Genomic DNA, 20,371 nt, shown 5'->3' on the forward strand with positions numbered 1-20,371 from the left:
CCAGCCGGATATGCTATTTAATGGTGAAACAATCTCAGCGCTGTCGTTCGCTGTATCATGAACCTGTCGTTGTCGCTTGAGGTATAGAATGATATCGCTAAAATCTGTTGCACTCTGTATAAGTTTCTCTCTTTACATTCTTGAAGGGCTGTTGTTAGAATCTGTTCATTATTTTGTTTTGTTTCCCGTAGTATCATTTGTAGCTGGTCGCGAATATACCTTGGGTACTTCTCACGAAGTTTATCAAGGTAGTCATACGCCTTTTCTGTTTCTTCAAATCGATTCGCTACTGTATCAATAAATGCATCGATTCCTTTTGTACGATCTCTTGTATGCTTTCTGTCTTTAATTAATAGCCCTATACCATTTGGTATCTTATGTTTGGCCAGAAGTTCTCCTGTCTCGGAATGATAGATTAATAGGTGTTTATCCTTTGTTTCTTTAATCGAGACAGTTTCATGCTTATGAAAAGTCCCAAGTGGAAGGGAGTACCTATTGGATAAATACCGTATGGTATTGTCCTTATGAACGCTTCTTGTTATACTGTTTTCATGATTGTTTAGGAAATTGATATTTCCTGTGACTGGTCTTAAGTGTTGCTTTTCCAAGGAGAACACTTCGACCGGTCTTTTTTTTGTTGTGTTATGGACTTTATTATTACCTGTCCGATGTAACCATTCCCAACCTTGTTCATTCCATGAGTCGATGTTATGGAAGACTCTATACTTAGCGAAATTGTACTTAATAAATCCCACTACATTTTCAATCTTACCTTTACTTTCTGGGTCGGCTTTTCGACAAACCCTAAGGGTTAATTTCCTGGTTTCTTTATATTGTTGGAACTCTTTCGTCAAAATGAGATCTCCGCCATTCTCGCTCACCACAATCAAGCTATCCTGATCATACACAAGCTCTCCTGGAATCCCACCGAACCATTGAAAGGCATTTTCATGAGCCTGAATAACATCTTGCGTTGTAAATGGGCGATCCAACCATTCTTTATATTTGTATCTTGAGTTAGATAACACAAATGCAATAAAGTTCAGCTTTACTTCTTGGTTATCAGATGTTTTTTGCTTTGTGTGTCCAAAATCAACTTGAATTTGTTCCCCCATTGGTAAATCAGGGATTGCTTCATAGTCTCTTGGTGAAGTTTCTTTAGCTATTCTATATTCATCCCGTAACTCTCTCACGTAAGCACGGACTGTGCTTTCACCAACTTCAAGCTCTTTATACCTTTCCATCAACCAATCCTGTACTTGTGCTGCTGAAAGATCAGGATGCTCCCTTAACCAAGTCAATATTAACTCTTTATATGGGTCCAACTTTTTCTTTCTGGATTGTAACGATTCAACCCATTCTGCCATCTCCGAAGGAGATTTCTTGAGATGCCTGTATACAGTCGCCCTGGATACTCCTAGCTTAACTGCTATTTTCGACTTGCTGAATCCTTTCTTGTTTAACTGTTGTATTTCCATATACATTTCCCACTTATCCACCTTTACTCTGCCCTCCATAAATTAATGAATCAAACCACCATCATACAATGGAGGGGGCATGTATTTTACTGGTATATTCGGGTAAATAAGTGTTTCATCTTATCTAGCGAAAACTGTCTACTTTAGTTTAGCAGTCACACCAGGATCATCTAACCTGCCCTAACCTTCATAACGGGAGAATTCAATCAGGAGGAACCAAGGAAAGTCCTGCTTACTTCATTACTTATCTTTATTATGGAAAGGGACAAAAAGCTTATTTATCCTGTGTAAAGGACGGAGCTACAAGGAAAATTACGGCGTGCCACCTGTCTACGTCATTAGATATGGACATCGTCTATAAGACGTTAAAAAGTTAGAGACAGGTGTTGGCAAACATTTTCACCCTGAAGTCATATTACATTCTGACCAAGGAATACATTTTACGCATCTCTATTTAAAGCAAAGTGAAAGAGCTTGGATTAACTCAATCAATGTCACGAAAGGGCAACTGTTGGGATAACGTACCAATGGAGAGCTTCTTTGGACATTTTAAAGATCTAGCAGAGTAAATCACTTGCTAATTTAAAGGATTTAGCGAAGGAAGTGAAACGAGTAATCGAAGAGTACAATCATCACCGTTATCAATGGGTCTTAAATAAAATGACCCCGGTACAATACTGGGGTCATTTATTAGCCGCAAAGGAGCTTTTTTACTGTCCGTAAATGGTGGTACATTTCAAATATAAGCTCTTATTTTATTTAGTTATGCGCTTTTTCTTCCTGTTGTTCATTATCACCAGGTCAATCTATATCTTTTCTTTATTTTTTTTTTGGCGACTGACTTATCTAATGCAACTTCTTCGTATGTGTTTTTGTTGTACCTTTGAATTCTTAAAATGGATACAACTACACCAGCATAAAATAGAATCAGTATTGGGTATGTCCACCCAACTAAAGTATCCGCTTGAATTCCAACTGCCATAGAAAAGATAATATACTGTTGCCCAAGTGTTCTAAGTTTACTATCTTTTACTCTAGAGAAAAAGATGAATATACTAATATACAAAACGATATGAAAAAACATAAACAATAATCCGTAATTAGTTAGTGCATACAAGTAATCATTATCCATTTCTGTAATAATACCTGGACCAACTCCGAATAACCAAGATAGAGGGGAATTCCCGAGTTGACTTAATCCGTTATCCCACATTAACGTTCTTAAATAAAAGGAATTAACACTGGTTAAAGATCCAGAATCAAAAATAGATAATAATTGATATAAATAAGGAAAATGATCTCCATAGTTGTAAATAAACCAATAAGACAACTTTGCAAAGAGAAATAAAATCAAGAGATACATAGGTATTTTAATAAAATAAAAAACCACAGTTTTTCTGTTCGAAATCATAGAAACAAACACAAGTACAATAGGCATCAATATTAGTGAAGACCTTGATCCCGAAAGGAATACCAATATTATACTTAAGGCTATCCAGATATATTTCATAAATTTGCGTTTCTCGAACATTAGAATTATTGTGGCCATTTGGATAACCAACCAAGCAAAAATATTCGGATTCCCCATTGTTCCTGCAATCCTAACCATGCTACCTAACGGCCTTGTTTTGTCTGATGAATAAACATAGGAAAAAGCTGATATATCAATCAGTTGCGCAAGACCAGTAATCAATTGAAAAATTAAAATAATATAAGCCATTTTTAAAAAAGATTGTTTAATCACTTCAATATTTTTATTTCTTGAAACGAAGTAACCAAAGTAGAAAATCAACATAAAAAAGATTGGTTTTGCGACATGAGTAAATCCAGATATTGAAACTTCACCAGAATTATATAGCATTGAAATAGCGATGGATAAAGTGTAAAGGTACAAAGTCGCATTTAGAAATAAAAAATTCTTATCAAAACTAAATAAACTTTCTTTTCTTTTTGATAAAAGAACTGTCACAACAATCAATAACCCTATCATCGGATAAGTTATAAACTGTCCTCCTGGAAGTCCTGGTCTTGGGAAAAGAAAAAACACTATAGGAAGCATCAAAATAAGTTTTGAGAATTTCTCTGACTTGTGATTTAGAGCTACATACATAAAATTTAAACCCCCTAGAATAATACCAATATAAGTTTAAAGGTATATCACCAAGGGTTCAAGTTATTTTTCAATTTTTGTAAATTGTTACAATTGTGTCTGGTGCGAAATCCTGAAAGCCGATAAATATGGATATATATCAAGCTGGACCTTAATCTATATTCACTTCACCAAGATATGCACTTTGCAAGGTACTCGTGGAAAGATTATATAGCAGGGTGGATATCATAACCATGACCATTAACTCGTAGTAAGCCAACCACGTTTATAGGGCGAATACAGAAAATCCTTGAAAAAGCAGCCGCAGCTAAACCTGATGGTGAAACGGCTTACGGCACCGTGGATGTGATTCCTTTTATTTTACACTTCAATTGCCTCATGACTAACCACTTTCACCTTCAGCTGGAAACCTTAAAGAGATTACTTTGGTTATTGTCGGTGTTGGCATTAATTGCTGCCGGCTGTGGAGTGGATGAGGCAGATTCAGCTGATTCACCTGCAAAAGAGACATTTCATGATAGCCAAAATAACACTGAAAAAATAGTCAAAGCCCAACTGATGCAATGGATACAAGCCTTTATGTAGGGGTTTGGAAATATCACTTTGAAGAGAACGATGAGAACAGCGGCGGTTATATCGTGACGTTAAAATCAACTGGTGAAACTACCGGTGTCTTTGATGTTGAGGTACAGGAACAAAGCCCAGGTGCAGCCTTTATCAATGGCAGTGGAGGTACAATTGGTTTAAGCTCAGGAAAGGGGACATATGAATTTGATGGAGATGCAAATGATAATGCTGGTCTGGTAGAAATCGAATTAGCAAATGGTGAAATCATTTATAGAAAGAAGATGTATACCAAAAATTCTGGAAGATTCAATGAAGACATTGAAGTGAATTTGAAAAAGGAACAGTAAGCCATTTAATCATATTTATGAAGAATAAGTAAATATGAAATAGGAACAAAACCTTGCTTTATTTTTAGCAAGGTTTTTCAATTTTATCAGTGTTAAGTGAAAGTCAAATAGATTTTATAAATGCATAAACAAAAAACAACATTCTTTGAGCAACGATCCCTTAAAAATAAAATAAACTAAATATAACTTATATGCTATAATTTGTTTGTGTATTGGGTCTTTTAATCTATTTGCATAGGCGTATTATACTAAAATAATGTTATGGCTTTCATAAAGGGGTAAGGGTAAATGGAATTAGGGAATGATACAAAACGGGTGAACCCGAGTTCAGCCAATGAAAATCAGGGAGATAACAGCTATGAAATGTCCCTGAATGAAGTGCTGAATAAGGAATCACAATCTTTGGATAACGTATTTGAGGAAAACAATTTTGCAGAGTTTGAGCAGGAAGTGACCCTGCTGAAATGGAATGGGTCCATCTTAGATATAGAAGGATATTGTTTCATTAAAGGAGTTCCATTAAAAAAGAATTTCGATGTTAAGAAAAAGCTGGTACTGATCCATGTGGAAGATAAAACAAAGTATAAATTTATATTAGAAGATATACCGTTAACGAATTTAAGTCTTGAAAAGCCGGTAGATAATGAATATATGTGGGCGGGTTTTACTGGCAGGGTCAACTTTGCAACGGCTGATAGTAAAAATAACAAACCGCTACCAGCGGGGAACTATAAGACCTATATAGAAATACTGGTAAAGTACAATGGCACGGAGAGAATTTTTAGAAGAGTTCCACTAGGGGATATCAGGAAGTTCCTTAAAGATGATTTCTATAATACAAAAATGGAATACTTTTCGGCAAAATCTCAGCTGATGCATAATTTAATGGTCACATATGATGTGAATTCAAAGAGTATGCTGTTAACATCAACAAAGCTAAAAGAATTTAATCCAAGTGAATTATATGGAGATATAAAGAATAAGACCGCTAAACCAGGTCCCATTTACAGATTTGTCAGGACCAGGTTATTTGCCTTTTTCTATTATTTATTTCATATGTTCCCCGTTAAAGAAAATCAAGTGCTTTTCGCTTCCGACAGCAGAGGTGAAATCGGAGGGAACTTAAAGTATGTATATGAAGAAATGGTTCGGCAGAATCTTCAATATAACTGCAAATTCATGTTTAAAGAGAATAGTTTTGTAAGAAAAAGTTTGACTGAAATTGTACAGCTTGCATTCTATGCTGCAACCTCTAAAGCAATTCTTCTGGAGGAAAACTATCCTATGGTATCGCCGTTAAGGATACGGAAAAATGCTGATTTGATTCAATTATGGCATGGCGCTGGTGCATTTAAGAAGTTTGGCTATAGCCGCTTGGGACAGCCAGGTGGTCCAAAGATCCATTCGAAGGATCATCGGAATTATACTAAGGCTGTAGTAAGCTCCAAAAATATTATTCCCCAATATGCAGAAGGATTTGATATTCCGGAAGAGAATATTCTTCCCCTTGGCATTCCCCGGACGGATATATTTTTTGATGAGGCTTATAAAGCTGCAAAAAGAGAAGAGTTATATGAGAAATATCCATACCTTAAGGGGAAAAAGGTAATCATGTTTGCACCAACCTTCAGAGGCAGGGGGAGGAAGGAAGCTCATTATCCGATTGAAAATCTGGACTTTGAAAAATTATATCAAAACTTAAAGGATGAATATGTCTTCCTTTTTAAACTGCACTTCATTGTTCTAAATAAGGTTACCATTCCACATAATTATGCGGATTTCTTTTATGATTTTACTGATTATCGGGAAGTGAATGACTTACTCTTAATTACTGATATTCTTATTACAGATTATTCTTCCATATGCTTTGAGTATTCATTGCTTAATAAGCCGATGCTATTCTTTGCTCCGGATGTAGAAGATTATATTAGCAAGCGCGGATTCTACTATGAATACCAATCCTTTATCCCGGGGAACCTGGTCAAAACGACAGATGCTTTAGTAAAAAAGATCATTAATCAGGATCTTGCAGAGGAGAAAGTTAAGCCATTCAGGGATTACTTCTTTGACCATCAGGATGGAAAAGCAAGTAAACGTGTAGTGGAACACTTAATTAACGGGAATACAGAAGCATAAAAAAATGGGTATGGCTGAGAACTGGCTTAATATAGAAGCTAGTTCTTTTTTTTTTGTTAGTGAAAAATTTTTTTATCTTAGCTTAACCTGCAAAATATAGGGTAAAGTATAATGCTCTGAATATAAACTATCATATTAAAATGGAGGGTTCAAAAGAAATAATCTTTTTTAAGGAGTAAAATACATAAAACAAATGGATAATATTTTTAACCGAATTGTAAAACAAGTGAATTATTTTTAAAGATTGTATTGGTATGTTAAAATAACAAAGGCATTGCTTCAATTCCTTGTATTCATTTTATTTTTATTTCATTTATATAGAGATTCACAATCAGAAAGGGGAACATTATGAAAAACATCTTAATACGTGCGGGTATGTCTCCGTTCGATACATTTGACGCACCACACATCATGTTCAATAATTCAATTGGGGGTAATGTTGGTAACCTGGTTTATCAATATAGCGTGTTTCGCAATTTGATGACCGAAGGTGTCACGATTACACCGGACTATTACAATTATGACCCTAAATACGCTGATGAAATTAATGAAAAGTATGATGCCTATGTAATTCCTTTGGCTGATGCTTTTCGTAAGGAATTCGTTCCGTCACTCCGTAAATATACTAAGCTGATCAAGAAATTGAAAATTCCTGTTTATGTAATTGGAGTAGGGCTCCGGGCACCGCTTGAACCAAAACTAAATGAGGGTTTTTCCTTTGATGAAGATGTAAAGGCATTTGTCAGTGCAGTACTGGAGAAGTCCACTATGCTTGGCCTGCGGGGAGAAATTACTTCCCAATACCTTACTCGATTAGGCTTCCGTGAAGGTGTTGACCATACCGTTATTGGCTGTCCTTCTATGTATGCCTTTGGAAGAGAACTAAATATTCGTGACACTACCATTACGAAGGATTCAATGGTAACTGTTAACTCTTCAAGACTCTCTCCTGATAATGTTTTAAACTTTATTACGAGAAGCATGGAGGAATACCCGAATCATTATTTTATTCCACAATGGATGAAAGAGATGAAACTCGTTTATGCAGGAGCTCCTCAAATTGCAGAGCACAGTGATAACTATCCTGTAAAAATGTCGGATCGGACCTATATGAATAACAGAGTACGCTACTTTTTAAATGTTCCTACTTGGCTGGATTTCATCAGACAAGCAGATTTAAGTTTTGGTGCCAGGCTGCATGGAAATATTACAGCGACTATTGCAGGGACGCCTAGCATATTAATTCCGAAGGATGCCCGAATGAGGGAATTAACAGAATTCCATGATCTGACTCACGTATGGGCAAATGAAGTTACAGAGAAGACAAGGCTTTCAGACCTTATCGAAAAGGTTGATTTCCAGCAGCCGGCCAGGAAACAGGCAAAGAACTTCGATAACTTTATTAACTTCCTGGATAAAAATAATATTGACCACATCTACAAGGATAGCCTTACTCCTGAAAAAGTGCCGTTTGATGAGAAGCTTGCACAGACTGAACTGCTTCCTCCTCTTACACCAATCAGCGGCTGCAGTCTGGAAGAGATGGTGGAGAGATTTGAAAAGTATTATCCACAGGAAGAAGAGAGAAATGCCAAAGCATTAAAAGCCCAAAAGGATAAGGTGGCGGCAAAAGACAAAACCATAAAAGACCTGCAAAATAAATTATCTAAAAAAGAGAAGACCATTAAGAAACAGCAGGGCACATTGAATAGAAAAGCTGTCCGTGTAGCATTGAAAACGGCTAACCTTGTAAGTTTTAAATAAGCTTTAATATGAAAAGCACATTCTGTTCAGATCTCTGAAAGAATGTGCTTTTTTGCAGCAAAAAAGCGAAGGAGAGCTCCTTCGCTTTTTCATCTTCATCAGTTCAGTTCAAGGTGGTCTTTAAGTTCAATCTGAACGCGCTGCTGTTCTTCTCCCGGAACGATCAAGTACCAAATTTTATTAATGGTTTGTCCGTTTCCGCTGATTTTCATCTGTTCAATTGAGCCTGCAGCATCTCGATAGTTCTTTTGGATATCCTTCATTTCGGCAAAAGTCATGTTGGTTCGGACATTCTTTCCAAGTGCTCCAAAGATGTCGTCAAAATTGGTTAAAGAATTAACGCTCATGCCTTTTCTTATAACTCCCTGAATGATCTGGCGCTGACGGTCCTGGCGTCCAAAATCCCCATTAGGATCCTGTTTGCGCATTCTCACATAAGCTAAGGCAGCATCTCCATCAAGGTTGTTGCTTCCTTCTGTAAACTGATATCCTCCCTGGTTAAATGCCAGCGAGCTATTTACACTAATTCCGCCCACAGCATCAACAATATCCTTAAAGCCTTCCATATTTACTTTAATATAGTAATCCAGCGGGATATCCAGGAAGTTCTCGACTGTCGCCATGGACATTTCTTCATTTCCAAATGCATATGCATGATTAATTTTATCCTCAAAGCCTTTTCCAACAATTTCAGTTCGTGTGTCCCGGGGTATGCTAAGCATCTTAATGGATTTATCATTTGGGTTTACCGTCAGGACGATCATCGTATCCGAACGGCCTTTATCACCTGAGCGCTCATCAACACCAAGCATTAAGACAGAGAAAGGCTCTTTCTTCTCAAGTGTGATTTTCTCAGGTCTTTTGTCTGATTTCTCCCTGTCAATTGGCTGATGCATCGTTTCGACAGCATCTGTCAGCGATTTATATACCATAAAGGCAAAGCCGCCTGCACCAATCAATAATACTAGAAATAGTATTCCTATCACTTTCAGCCATTTCGGCTTTTTCTTTCTTTTTTCGACTCTCATTTATTAAATCCTCCAAGTATTTACAAGTTTTGTAATCCTGAAATATAGAATACCAAATATTAAACAAAATTAATATATCATTTTAGCATAATCATATAAATATTTTTAGGTGTTTGGTATAAAAATCCTGTAAATTTCAAGTGTTAAAGAAAATATTACCTTATTTATGGTATTTTTATAGTATAATACACATAGCCTAAAAGTTTTATGAGGGATTTGAGATGAAAGTAAAAATTGTATTATCAATTATAGCTTTATTTTTTTTCGCTCTAATTATTGGGTTAATCAGTTTAAGGAATGAATTGGATAAGCCGATAAATACAGTGATTTTAGATAGGAATGGCCGGACGGTCGTTGAGAATAGCCGATGGGCGGACAAGCAGGAGCTTCCTGATTTTATGCTGGATTATTTTAAAGTGTGGTAAGCTTGAGCGGGAACTCTAAAATGCTAAATCCGGACATGCACTGCCAAATACGGCTACAGACAACTTCAACTTGTTGGCATTAGGTGTTCTGGTGTCCATTATGGGCGGAGCATTACTAATGATTGCAAAGCTTAGAAAAGCAGGGCAAAGCATCTAAATATCAACAAAAACCCTCCTTTTAGCATTTAAGGGGGGTTTTTCATTCAATCATTATTCTATAATGAAAATATAGGGACTGGGTATCGGGAGTGGGAAAATGAAGCTAAAACTAATATCAATTATGTTTATCCTGCTGGGGGCAGGAGTAACTGGTTATGCAGGCTGGGGAATCGTAAAATCAAAGGTACAGGCAGATGTGAGTATTGAGAAAGCAAAAGAAGTAGTGGCAAAAACAGCAGAGCCAGAAAGGGATGAAAGGTTTGCTCCTTCAACTGGAGAAGTGGTTGGCCTGCTGAAAATTCCTGCTATCAACTCTGAACTCGCTATTATTGAAGGGACAGACCCTGATGAACTTGAAAAGGGAGTAGGGCATTACAAAGGTTCTTATTATCCTGGGGAAAATGGACAAATTGTCCTTTCTGGGCATCGGGATACAGTTTTTAGAAGGTTAGGGGAACTTGAGCTTGGTGATGAATTAACAATGAAAATGCCCTTTGGTGAACATACATATAATATAGTAGAAACTAAGATTGTAGAAGCAGACGATTTAAGTATCATAACACTGCAAAATGAAGAAGAAGAGCTGATTGTCACTACATGCTATCCGTTCAGTTATATTGGCAACGCACCGCAGAGGTATATAATCTATGCTAAAAAGGCTGCGGATAAAAATTGATGGAAAAGCGTTAGGGCTTATTCAGCTCGGAATTTTCCATTGCTTTTAACATCCACTCATCGGCTTTCTTTTCAACCCATTCAAAATCCTGATCGGCTTTTATGATCTTTTCTTTCAGATAGTGATTTTCCAGCCTTAGCTGAATGACCATGTCTATTAATCTAAGGCCGAGTTCCTTTGTTTTTGAATCTGGCTGGACTTCCTCTTGAAAGTATCGCATAATGAAATCCAATTCATCATTATAGCTGCACATATTTCCCACCTCTTGAAAAAGACTTATATTACATATTATTCATGAGGTACTTTAAAATGCTTGTTTTATTAAATCTTCAAGACAGTACCATTACCAAGCGGTACTGTTTCTTTATTTGCAGCAAGTGACAAATTCACCAAATTTTCCTCTAAATCCCCGATTATTCCCTTATTTTTTACAAATAATTGACAACGATGAAATTTAATTGTGATATACTTGTAAAATAAGAGGAAAAGGGAGGAAATAGTACATTGTATTTTAGAAGAATACTATCATTTTTAGTTGTATTCACCTTGGTTATGTCTATGGCGAATATCGGTGCTTCAGCTGCAAGTGCAGATACCATTTCTGTAAAACTGAGCAACTACATAGGGAATAAAACGGAGTTAAGCTTTTCTCTTAAGGGTTCTCATAGCATCGAGGAAGATGATGATGAAGAGGTTGAACTTGAGGAAGGCAAGCTATATAAGGTCAAAGCAGTATCAGGAAAATTAACTCTTTATAGCTCTACAGGCACTAAAATTAAAGAGTTTGATAGCACGATTACCGTTCTGCCTGAAAAATATTCAACTGAGAATGTTCATACGATACACGGCAATTCTGTAAAACAATACTTAGGTGTGGTTAAGTATACAGTAGAGAATTCGAAGTACGTGAGACCGATCAACATCAATATTCCTTTTGAAGATTATCTAAAAGGAGTAGTTCCCCACGAAATGCCGGCAGAGTGGAATTTAGAAGCGGTGAAAGCACAAGCAGTTGCTGCCAGAACCTATTCAGCTGCGAAGATTGGGCAGACTGTGGCAGATACTCAAGCATTTCAAGTGTACGGCGGTTATGAATGGCACCCTAATTCTTCTAAAGCTGTAGAAGAAACTGCTGGTAAAGTAATGAAATACAACGGCTCCCGTATTAGTGCTGTTTACTCATCAAGTAATGGCGGATCTATTGAAGCGAGTGGGAACCTATGGGGCTATGATCACCCATATCTTCAGGCAAAACAGGATCCGTACGACCCTGTTAGGCCTTGGAGCGTTACCTATAATAAGGATCAAATTGACACTAGAAAGCTGGATTTAGAAAATCCGGGCAGCTGGTGGAGTTCCACCTATGAAAGAACACCTGGAGTAGCCAATAACATTAAAAATTGGCTTTATGATCTTGGTTATGAAAATAATGAAATTAAGATTGTAAGAATACCTGAAATAAAATTCATTGGCAAGAACAGCAGCGGACGCAGCATCGATGCATCTATTACGGTCGAATTTTTTGTGAAAAACAAGTCTACAGGCGAATTTGTGATGGAAAATGGAAAGATCAAAACCTTTGTTGAAACCAAACAAAGAACTGCCAATTCAATGCGGGTCATTCTTGGTACAAGCAATATGAAAAGTACCCTTGTAACGGGCAGCGAGGTGCTTGGTCACACGCGTCTGGGCGGCATGGATCGCTTTGATGTAGCAATCAATGTTTCAAAGAATGGCTGGTCTACTGCCAATACGGTGGTTTTAGCAAACTGGGAAGCATTTGGTGATGCTCTTGCAGCTGCACCTCTTGCTTATAAGCATAATGGACCTTTGCTTCTGACCAAGCCTAAGTCCTTAACACCGAGAATTAAAGATGAGATTAAGAGATTAAAAACGAAAAACGTTATCATTGTCGGAGGGCCGATAAGTGTCTCCGATGGAATCGTTAGTGAATTAAAGGGAATGGGCATTTCTGTTAAGCGAATTGCGGGTAATAGCCGAATGCAAGTGGCCGAAAACATCGCCAAGGAAATCGGTTCCAGCAGCAAAGTTGTAATTGCGGATGGCTTCAATTTTCCTGATGCCTTATCGATTGCTCCATACGCAGCAAAAAATGGGTATCCAATTCTATTGACTAATAATAAGCATAACCTTGAGAAGTCTACTCAAAGTCTGATAGATAGCAGAAATATTACTCAAACAATTATTTCTGGCGGGCCATTAAGTGTATCTGACACAGTTTATAACAGTGTTCCTAATCCGAAAAGGTTCGGAGGCAATCACCGTTATGATGTCTCAGCGAAGATAGCGAATGCATATTTCTCTAACAGCCAAAATGCATTTATAACTAGAGGGGATGTCTTTGCAGATGCATTAACAGGCTCTGTACTGGCGGCAAAGAATAATGCGCCAATTCTGTTAATCAAGCCTGATTCGCTGACAACAGTTATTGGTAAGTCTATTGCCAATAATGTATTTGATCAGTTTACCATTCTTGGCGGGCCGATTTCCGTTAATGAGAGCGTAGCAAACAATCTGCCAAATGTTTCGATGAACTTCTCAGGAGCAGGATTTGGGCATGGAATTGGCATGAGCCAATATGGCGCAAATTCAATGGCTGCGGCTGGTAAAAAATATAATGAAATATTAGGATTCTATTATCCGGGAGCAACACTAACTGATAATTAATAGTTTAACAGGGTGACTTCCTCAAGGATTGTCACCCTTTTTTATACCCTAATTCAGCAGGTTATAAACTAGTAAAGATTAATAAATTTGCTGAATTTTGGAGAAAGTACTAAAAAATATGTATATATATGTTATAATTAGTCAGTCTATGTAAATTGTCACGGAAATTTAATACTTGTAAAAAAGGAGGGCAGTTCAACTATTTGTCCTGTTGATCACTAGTCCTTGGTCATTATTATAAATTTATAGAATAACATCATGGGAGGCTGAAAGATGAAGAAGAACCTGACAGCCTGTCTATTTGTTCTAATCTTATCATTATTTGTTACTTTCGAGGCTTCAGCCGGAAGTACCACAAGATTAGGCGGGCAGGATCGGTTTGATGTTGCGATTAATGTTTCGAAGAATGGATGGTCGAGCGCATCTACTGTGGTGCTGGCAAACTGGGAGGCGTACGGTGATGCCCTGGCAGCTACACCTCTTGCGTATAAATACAATGCGCCAATGCTTTTAACAAAACCTGGTTCTTTAACTCCAAGAACAAAAGATGAGATTAAAAGACTAAAAGCTAAAAATGTAATTATTGTCGGTGGAACGATTAGTGTGTCCGGAAATATTGTAAAAGAATTAAACGCCATGGGCATTTCAGTTAAGCGTATTGCTGGTAATAGCCGAATGGAAGTCGCGAACAATATCGCCAAAGAATTGGGATCCAGCAGCAGAGTAGTCATTGCGGATGGATTTAATTTTCCTGATGCATTGTCCATAGCTCCGTATGCGGCAAGAAACGGCTATCCAATCCTTTTGACTAATAATAAGCATAACCTTGAAAAATCTACACAAAACTTAATCAATAGCAGGAATATAACTCAAACCATTATTTCAGGTGGTCCATTGAGCGTTTCTGACACGGTTTATAAAAATGTCCCTAACCCTAGAAGGTTCGGTGGAAACAGCCGGTATGAAGTGTCTGCGAATATTGCCAATGCGTATTTTTCATCTCGGTCAAATGCTTTTATTACGAAAGGGACTATTTTTGCAGATGCACTGACAGGCTCAGTCCTGGCAGCCAAGAAAAATGCACCGATTTTATTAATCGAATCGAATAGTATCCCGAAAGTCATTAAAAAATCAATTGCAAATAATGAATTTACCAATTTCACGATCCTGGGCGGCCCGATTTCTGTTAGTGAAAGTGTGAATAGCTTGCTGAAAAAAAGAATCGTTGGCCAAACGATTGTTATTGATCCAGGCCATGGCGGCAAGGATCCAGGTGCGTCCGGAAATGGCTTAGTGGAGAAGGAGATTGTGCTGGATGTTTCTAAGAGAGTGAATTCAAAACTCTCAAATTCTCTCGCTAAAGTTGTTATGACAAGAGAAACCGATACCTATCCTTCTTTAGAAGCCCGGGTAAATCAAGCGGCCAAATCTGGGGCAGATATCTTTGTAAGTATCCATGTTAATTCCTTTACAAGCAGTTCAGCAAATGGCACGGAGACCTGGTACGATAGTACATATGCTTCCGCGGCCAGCAAAGAACTCGCCGAGGAAATACAAAAGGAACTGGTGAAAGCACTGGGCACAACAGATAGAGGCGTTAAGAATGGCGGTTTCTATGTAATCAAGAATACCAAAATGCCAAGTGTGCTTGTCGAGCTTGCCTTTATAACTAACTCAAGCGATGCACAAAAACTGGCAAGCAATACTTATAGGCAAAAGGCAGCAGATGCCATTTATAAAGGCATTATGAATTACTATAATTAACGGTATATTGCCATCAGGCTGTTCTAAGAACAGCCTGATATTTTTTTGTCATCGTGCATTAATATAAATTTAATAAAGGCCTTCCATTAATGGAGTAAAACCGGTCGTGACAGCTCTTGTCGAATAATAGGGTAACTTGATAACCCTGAAGAAAAAGTGTATATTGAAATATGGGTTTTGCTATCAAACTTTGACAAATCCTATCAAATAATTACAAAAAACTTAACGAATTAAAATAATTGAAGCAGCTGATCAAAAGGAGTGGTAAAGGTGATATATGCAGAGATTCTTGCAGGAGGTAAGGGAACGCGTATGGGCAATATTAATATGCCCAAACAATTCTTAACCTTAAATAACCGTCCAATCATTATACACACAATTGAAAAATTCTTACTAAATGACCGTTTTGATAAAATCATTATTGTTTCTCCAAAGGATTGGATTAATCATACAAGAGATATTATGAAGAAGCACATCGGCCAAAATGATCGCCTGGTTGTCGTGGAGGGCGGCTCTGACCGAAACGAGTCCATTATGTGCGGGATAAAATATATAGAAGAAAACTTCGGCATCAATGAAGATGATGTCATTGTCACTCATGATTCTGTACGTCCTTTCCTCACACACCGCATCATTGAGGAAAATATTGATGCAGCCATTGAATATGGAGCGGTGGATACAGTAATTGAGGCAATTGACACCATTATTAAATCAGAGGATGGGGAAGTGATTTCCGATATTCCTGTAAGGGATACAATGTTCCAGGGGCAGACGCCACAAAGCTTCAACATCCAGAAACTAGTGAAATATTATAATGACCTTGACGATGAAAAGAAGAAAATTCTTACTGACGCTTGTAAAATCTGTGCACTTCATGGAGATAAAGTCAAGTTAGTCAAAGGGGAAGTTTTCAATATTAAAGTGACAACACCTTACGATCTAAAAGTTGCTAATGCTATTATACAGGAGCGGATTTCAAGATGATTAATCAAGTATATCGTTTAGTTTCTCCGCGGCAATTCGAGGTCACATACAAAGACCGCTCACTTCAATCGGATTATGTAGTGGTTCGTCCAACACACTTATCCATCTGTGCAGCAGACCAGCGTTATTACACAGGGTCCCGCGGAAAAGAAGCTCTTGCTAAGAAACTGCCAATGGCTTTAATCCATGAGGGTGTTGGGAAAGTAGTGTACGATCCTGCAGGTGAGTTCAAAACAGGGACTTCTGTCGTGATGGTGCCAAATACACCAACAGAGACTGATGAAATTATAGCAGAGAATTACCTGAGATCAAGTAAATTCAGATCCAGCGGATATGATGGGTTTATGCAGGATTATGTCTTTTTAAATCGGGATCGGCTGGTTGAGCTTCCAGATGAACTGGATAAGCATGTTTCAGCTTTCATTGAATTAATTACGATTGCTATGCACTCACTGGTCCGTTTTGAAACAAGAGCCCATAGACGCCGCAATGTATTTGGGGTATGGGGTGATGGGAATTTAGGATACATTACCTCATTAATATTAAAGAAACGCTATAAAGACAGCAAAGTGATTATTTTCGGTAAAAATCAGTACAAGCTTGATCATTTTTCTTTTGTGGATGAAGCTTACCAGATTGATGAAATACCTGAAGATTTGCTGATTGACCACGCATTCGAAGCAGTAGGCGGAAAGGGCAGCCAATATGCCATTGATCAAATTATTGATCATATACAGCCAGAAGGATCGATTTCGATTATGGGTGTTTCTGAATATCCGGTTGAAGTCAATACCCGAATGATTCTCGAAAAAGGAATCACTGTGATTGGAAGCAGCCGCAGCGGGCGGACAGACTTCCAGAATACTGTTGACTTTATGAAAGAACATCCTGACTTTGTTGAATACCTAGCCACTCTTGTAGGGGAAGTTCAGGTGGTTAGAACAATTCAGGATATTATAGATGCATTTGAAAAGGACTTAACATCCTCCTGGGGTAAAACAGTAATGGAATGGAAGATTTAATAAGTTTTTGCTGAACAGAGAAAGGCAGGATTTTGCTGTGAATATTAAGATGGCTCCAACTTTATTGGTGAAATTTATTATCCAGGTCTCTTTCTTTCTGTTTAGCATTATTTTCCCTGTGAATAAACATAAAGTGACGTTTGCTTCCTATCGATCTGAGCAATTGGAAGGGAACTTGCTTTATATTCACAGGGAATTTAATAAAAGAAGTCAAGACTTTGAATTTGAGTTTTTATTTAAGAAGTTTAACAGTACGATTTCAGGCAAGCTGAATTATTTTTTACATATGCTGAAGGCGAGCTATTCACTTGCAACTTCACGTTTCTTTATAATCGATGATTTTTATTTTCCTGTATATGTGGTTAAACAACGGAAGGGTACAGAAGTCATTCAGCTATGGCACGCAGCAGGCGCCTTTAAGAAGTTTGGCCTGAGTACAATAAATAAGCCTTTTGGTCCAAGCAAAGAGTATTTAAGACATGTAAAGATTCATTCAAATTATTCAAGGGTATATGTTACCTCTGCGAATGTCATTCCTCATTATGCTGAGGCTTTTGGTATGCCTCAAGAGAGAATATATCCTTTGGGCCTGCCCCGAACGGATTATTTTTTTATGGATGAGGAAAAAGCAAAAGTGAAGCAAAAGTTCCTGGATTTATTTCCTGAACATGATGGGAAGCAGCTGATTTTATTTGCACCTACTTTTAGAGGAAGCAGCCATTATCAGACGAAATACACTATACCGATTGATATTGGGCTGTTGAAGGATCGAATTGGTGATGAATATTCATTTCTCATTCATCTTCATCCCTATATGAAGTCGGGCATCGAGATTCGGGAAGATGAAAAAGACTTTGCATGCCAAATAGGCGGGGAATTTACAATAGAGGAATTGTTATCTCTTGCAGATATTCTGGTAACAGATTATTCTTCAATTATATTTGATTACAGTTTGCTTCGCCGGCCGATTGTATTTTTTGCTGATGATTTGGAACGATATAAGCAAGACCGTGATTTTTATTTTGAATACGAATCCTTTATACCAGGGCCTTTAGTTGAAAATGCTAATGCACTGGCCACTAAAATTCAACAGGGCAACTTTGATTTGAAGCCTGTCTCTGATTTCAGGGACTTCTTTTTCGACCGCCTGGATGGGAAAGCGAGTGAGCGGATTGTCGATCACTTGCTGTCTAATGGGAAGACAAACTAGGCATATAGTAGTTAGGCGGGGGGATTAGCATAATCCCCCTTTTGCATTAGGAGCAGGGATTTCTTAAATGATAGGAGCAGAAAGCAATGGTTTCACGCCTTAAGAGAAAAATAAAGAATATTATATTGAGATCGGGAAAGGGAACGGCTGTCAGTCAGCCAGCACCGGATTTTGAAACAGAACTGGGATCAGAGGATCCGCTGGTGATTAATAAGGATCGCATTATTATCAAGACGGAAAGTCTTGGCGAATCTTTGCCAACCTTAAATGAACTGGCAGGCAAAGAGGAAACGCTTATCCCGAGGCGTAAAGTGACGCATCTAAGCTGGAATGGACCGATTATGAAGGTTCGGGGTTACTTCTATCTGGAAGAGATCCCTATGCGTGATGAGGATTTAGTAAAGAAAAGGCTGATTCTGATCGGGAAAAACGGAACGAGGATTTCTATCCCCCTTGCTGACTTGCCTGTGAAGAGTCTGGGTTTGGATGTGGAAATTGATGAATTCTATGAATGGGCTGGGTTTGAAGGGACCATTAACTTCGCTACAATTGATGGGAATAGCCGCCCGCTTCCTGACTCTGAGTATAAGGTTTACATAGAAGCGGAAGTTCATGTTTTAGGGGATCAAAGATATAAAAAGATCTTTACGCTTGGCAATGTTTCGCCATTCCTTGATAAAGGCTTCCACTCTGCAAAGATGGAATACTTCACAGCAAAACGGGAAATGAAATTTAATTTGATTGCTTCCTATGATCAGCCTGTCAAAACACTGAAGATCGTGTCCTCTAAGTTAAAGGATTTTGACCCTAGAGAAATGAGTCTTGATGCAAAAGAAAGCAGGAGAGGCCTATTCTATCGTTTCCTTAATTCCACAGGGTTTAGAATTTTATATAAGCTTTATTGCTTCTTGCCTATTAAGGAAAATAAAGTGTTATTTGCTTCTGACAGCAGAAGCGATATGAGCGGGAATTTTCATTTTGTTTATGAAGAAATGTTAAAGAGGAACCTGGATCTGGATTATCACTTTATGCTCAAACGCGGAGTGGGAGAGAAAAAAACATTTAAAGAAATTAAGAGTCTCGCTTACCATCTTGCTACTTCAAAGTTTATTATTTTGGATGATTTTTATCCAATGGTCTATCCTCTTACTATTAGAAAGGATGCCGAGCTCATTCAATTATGGCATGCAGTAGGAGCCTTTAAAACTTTTGGATTCAGCCGTATTGGCCGTCCAGGCGGTCCTTCTCCGACTTCAAGGAATCATAGGAATTATACGAAGGCTATTGTTAGCTCTAAGCATGTCGCAAAATATTATGCTGAAGGTTTCGGAATTGAGGAAGAAAAGGTTATTCCGACTGGTATTCCCAGAACAGACATCTTCTTTGATAAGAATTATGAAAATGAAGTGAAGAGCAGGCTGTATGAAGAGTTTCCATTTTTGAAGGGTAAAAAGGTTATCACCTTTGCTCCTACTTTTAGGGGAAATGGCCAGCAGTCTGCCCATTATCCTATGGAAGTTCTTGATTTAGACAAGTTATACCATGAGCTTAAGGATGAATATGTATTCTTGTTTAAAATCCATCCATTTGTAAAAAACGACTTTAACATTCCATATCAATATAAGGACTTTTTCTATGATTTCTCTTCTTACCGGGAAATCAATGATTTATTATTTGTTACAGATTTGCTGATTACGGACTATTCTTCGGTCTGCTTTGAATATGCACTGTTAAATAAGCCGATGATCTTCTTTGCCTATGATGTTGAGGAATATGTTCAAAAGCGCGATTTTTATTACGAGTATACCTCATTCATCCCTGGTCCTCTTGTTCGAAATACGGAGGAAATGATTCAAACGATTAGTACAGGGGACTTTAAGATGGAAAAAATCAAACCTTTCATTGAATATTTCTTTGATCATCACGATGGAAGTTCAAGTGCAAGAGTGGTTGACAGGCTAATTCTCGGGAAGGAAGAGGATGAAGAACTTTCAGAATGACTTTCAGTGATGT

15 protein-coding genes and 2 pseudogenes are annotated in these 20,371 nt (G+C 37.8%); 13 read left to right on the forward strand and 4 right to left on the reverse strand.

From position 1 onward, the window contains the following. Positions 1-17: 17 nt before the first annotated feature. On the reverse strand, positions 18-1,499 hold the full coding sequence (istA, locus tag CHI10_RS05810; RefSeq protein ID WP_286137195.1) for an IS21 family transposase: 1,482 nt from the start codon (positions 1,497-1,499) through the stop codon (positions 18-20). A gap of 391 nt (positions 1,500-1,890) precedes the next feature. Here istA and CHI10_RS22615 point away from each other — a divergent pair. Continuing rightward, a pseudogene (locus CHI10_RS22615) lies at positions 1,891-2,032 on the forward strand (IS3 family transposase); the annotation flags it as partial. 239 nt (positions 2,033-2,271) lie between these two features. Here CHI10_RS22615 and CHI10_RS05815 read toward each other — a convergent pair. After that, complete coding sequence (locus tag CHI10_RS05815; protein ID WP_095243372.1) at positions 2,272-3,588, reverse strand: O-antigen ligase family protein; 1,317 nt, start codon at positions 3,586-3,588, stop codon at positions 2,272-2,274. A gap of 563 nt (positions 3,589-4,151) precedes the next feature. Between CHI10_RS05815 and CHI10_RS05820 the strand changes: the two genes are divergently transcribed. The 3 genes from CHI10_RS05820 (at position 4,152) to CHI10_RS05830 (ending at position 8,402) form a co-directional block, all read left to right on the forward strand. After that, positions 4,152-4,502 carry a hypothetical protein gene (locus CHI10_RS05820; protein WP_095243373.1) on the forward strand — a complete coding sequence of 117 codons (351 nt, stop codon included), beginning with the start codon at positions 4,152-4,154 and terminating at the stop codon, positions 4,500-4,502. A 288-nt stretch (positions 4,503-4,790) separates the two neighbouring features. Then, on the forward strand, positions 4,791-6,638 hold the full coding sequence (locus CHI10_RS05825) for a CDP-glycerol glycerophosphotransferase family protein (RefSeq protein WP_095243374.1): 1,848 nt from the start codon (positions 4,791-4,793) through the stop codon (positions 6,636-6,638). A gap of 348 nt (positions 6,639-6,986) precedes the next feature. Then, positions 6,987-8,402, forward strand: coding sequence for a polysaccharide pyruvyl transferase family protein (locus CHI10_RS05830; protein WP_095243375.1), 1,416 nt, complete (start codon positions 6,987-6,989; stop codon positions 8,400-8,402). Between the two features lie 98 nt (positions 8,403-8,500). On the opposite strand, the gene tagU is transcribed toward CHI10_RS05830, so the two are convergent. After that, positions 8,501-9,430 (reverse strand): polyisoprenyl-teichoic acid--peptidoglycan teichoic acid transferase TagU, encoded by a 930-nt coding sequence (gene tagU / locus CHI10_RS05835; protein ID WP_095243376.1) that lies wholly within the window; start codon positions 9,428-9,430, stop codon positions 8,501-8,503. A 221-nt stretch (positions 9,431-9,651) separates the two neighbouring features. On the opposite strand from tagU, the gene CHI10_RS05840 reads away from it, so the two are divergent. From CHI10_RS05840 to CHI10_RS05850, 3 genes and pseudogenes are all read left to right on the forward strand, one after another. After that, entirely contained in the window at positions 9,652-9,855 is a 204-nt protein-coding gene (locus CHI10_RS05840; RefSeq protein WP_095243377.1) for a cytochrome c family protein, read from the forward strand. Between the two features lie 34 nt (positions 9,856-9,889). Further along, positions 9,890-10,012: pseudogene (locus CHI10_RS22870) on the forward strand (LPXTG cell wall anchor domain-containing protein); the annotation flags it as partial. Positions 10,013-10,111: 99 nt separating this feature from the next. Then, a complete protein-coding gene (locus tag CHI10_RS05850; RefSeq protein ID WP_095243379.1) occupies positions 10,112-10,690 on the forward strand; it encodes a class D sortase in 579 nt (192 codons plus the stop codon). Between the two features lie 10 nt (positions 10,691-10,700). Here CHI10_RS05850 and CHI10_RS05855 read toward each other — a convergent pair whose 3' ends face one another. Then, positions 10,701-10,943, reverse strand: coding sequence for a hypothetical protein (locus CHI10_RS05855; RefSeq protein WP_095243380.1), 243 nt, complete (start codon positions 10,941-10,943; stop codon positions 10,701-10,703). Between the two features lie 251 nt (positions 10,944-11,194). Between CHI10_RS05855 and CHI10_RS05860 the strand changes: the two genes are divergently transcribed. From CHI10_RS05860 to CHI10_RS22620, 6 genes are all read left to right on the forward strand, one after another. Then, entirely contained in the window at positions 11,195-13,378 is a 2,184-nt protein-coding gene (locus CHI10_RS05860) for a SpoIID/LytB domain-containing protein (RefSeq protein WP_095243381.1), read from the forward strand. Positions 13,379-13,651: 273 nt separating this feature from the next. Further along, entirely contained in the window at positions 13,652-15,142 is a 1,491-nt protein-coding gene (locus CHI10_RS05865; protein ID WP_095243382.1) for an N-acetylmuramoyl-L-alanine amidase, read from the forward strand. Between the two features lie 270 nt (positions 15,143-15,412). Continuing rightward, positions 15,413-16,126, forward strand: coding sequence for an IspD/TarI family cytidylyltransferase (locus tag CHI10_RS05870; protein ID WP_095243383.1), 714 nt, complete (start codon positions 15,413-15,415; stop codon positions 16,124-16,126). Then, positions 16,123-17,148, forward strand: a complete 1,026-nt coding sequence (locus CHI10_RS05875) for a ribitol-5-phosphate dehydrogenase (RefSeq protein ID WP_095243384.1) — start codon at positions 16,123-16,125, stop codon at positions 17,146-17,148. The genes CHI10_RS05870 and CHI10_RS05875 overlap by 4 nt, the downstream gene beginning before the upstream one ends. Before the next feature lie 37 nt (positions 17,149-17,185). Then, complete coding sequence (locus CHI10_RS05880; protein WP_142301764.1) at positions 17,186-18,358, forward strand: CDP-glycerol glycerophosphotransferase family protein; 1,173 nt, start codon at positions 17,186-17,188, stop codon at positions 18,356-18,358. Positions 18,359-18,444: 86 nt separating this feature from the next. Then, positions 18,445-20,358, forward strand: coding sequence for a CDP-glycerol glycerophosphotransferase family protein (locus CHI10_RS22620; protein ID WP_095243386.1), 1,914 nt, complete (start codon positions 18,445-18,447; stop codon positions 20,356-20,358). Positions 20,359-20,371 lie beyond the last annotated feature (13 nt).

This window comes from Bacillus sp. 7894-2 (genome assembly GCF_002272225.1).
Classification (GTDB): Bacteria; Bacillota; Bacilli; order Bacillales; family Cytobacillaceae; genus Cytobacillus.

Excerpts from the sequence above, each read along its gene's own strand:
- CHI10_RS05825 (WP_095243374.1), top strand. The coding sequence starts at position 4,791 with ATGGAATTAGGGAATGATACAAAACGGGTGAACCCGAGTTCAGCCAAT.
- CHI10_RS05865 (WP_095243382.1), top strand. The coding sequence starts at position 13,652 with ATGAAGAAGAACCTGACAGCCTGTCTATTTGTTCTAATCTTATCATTA.
- CHI10_RS05820 (WP_095243373.1), top strand. The coding sequence starts at position 4,152 with ATGGATACAAGCCTTTATGTAGGGGTTTGGAAATATCACTTTGAAGAG.
- tagU (WP_095243376.1), bottom strand. The coding sequence starts at position 9,430 with ATGAGAGTCGAAAAAAGAAAGAAAAAGCCGAAATGGCTGAAAGTGATA.
- CHI10_RS22620 (WP_095243386.1), top strand. The coding sequence starts at position 18,445 with ATGGTTTCACGCCTTAAGAGAAAAATAAAGAATATTATATTGAGATCG.
- CHI10_RS05830 (WP_095243375.1), top strand. The coding sequence starts at position 6,987 with ATGAAAAACATCTTAATACGTGCGGGTATGTCTCCGTTCGATACATTT.
- CHI10_RS05855 (WP_095243380.1), bottom strand. The coding sequence starts at position 10,943 with ATGTGCAGCTATAATGATGAATTGGATTTCATTATGCGATACTTTCAA.
- CHI10_RS05850 (WP_095243379.1), top strand. The coding sequence starts at position 10,112 with ATGAAGCTAAAACTAATATCAATTATGTTTATCCTGCTGGGGGCAGGA.
- CHI10_RS05815 (WP_095243372.1), bottom strand. The coding sequence starts at position 3,588 with ATGTATGTAGCTCTAAATCACAAGTCAGAGAAATTCTCAAAACTTATT.
- CHI10_RS05840 (WP_095243377.1), top strand. The coding sequence starts at position 9,652 with ATGAAAGTAAAAATTGTATTATCAATTATAGCTTTATTTTTTTTCGCT.
- CHI10_RS05875 (WP_095243384.1), top strand. The coding sequence starts at position 16,123 with ATGATTAATCAAGTATATCGTTTAGTTTCTCCGCGGCAATTCGAGGTC.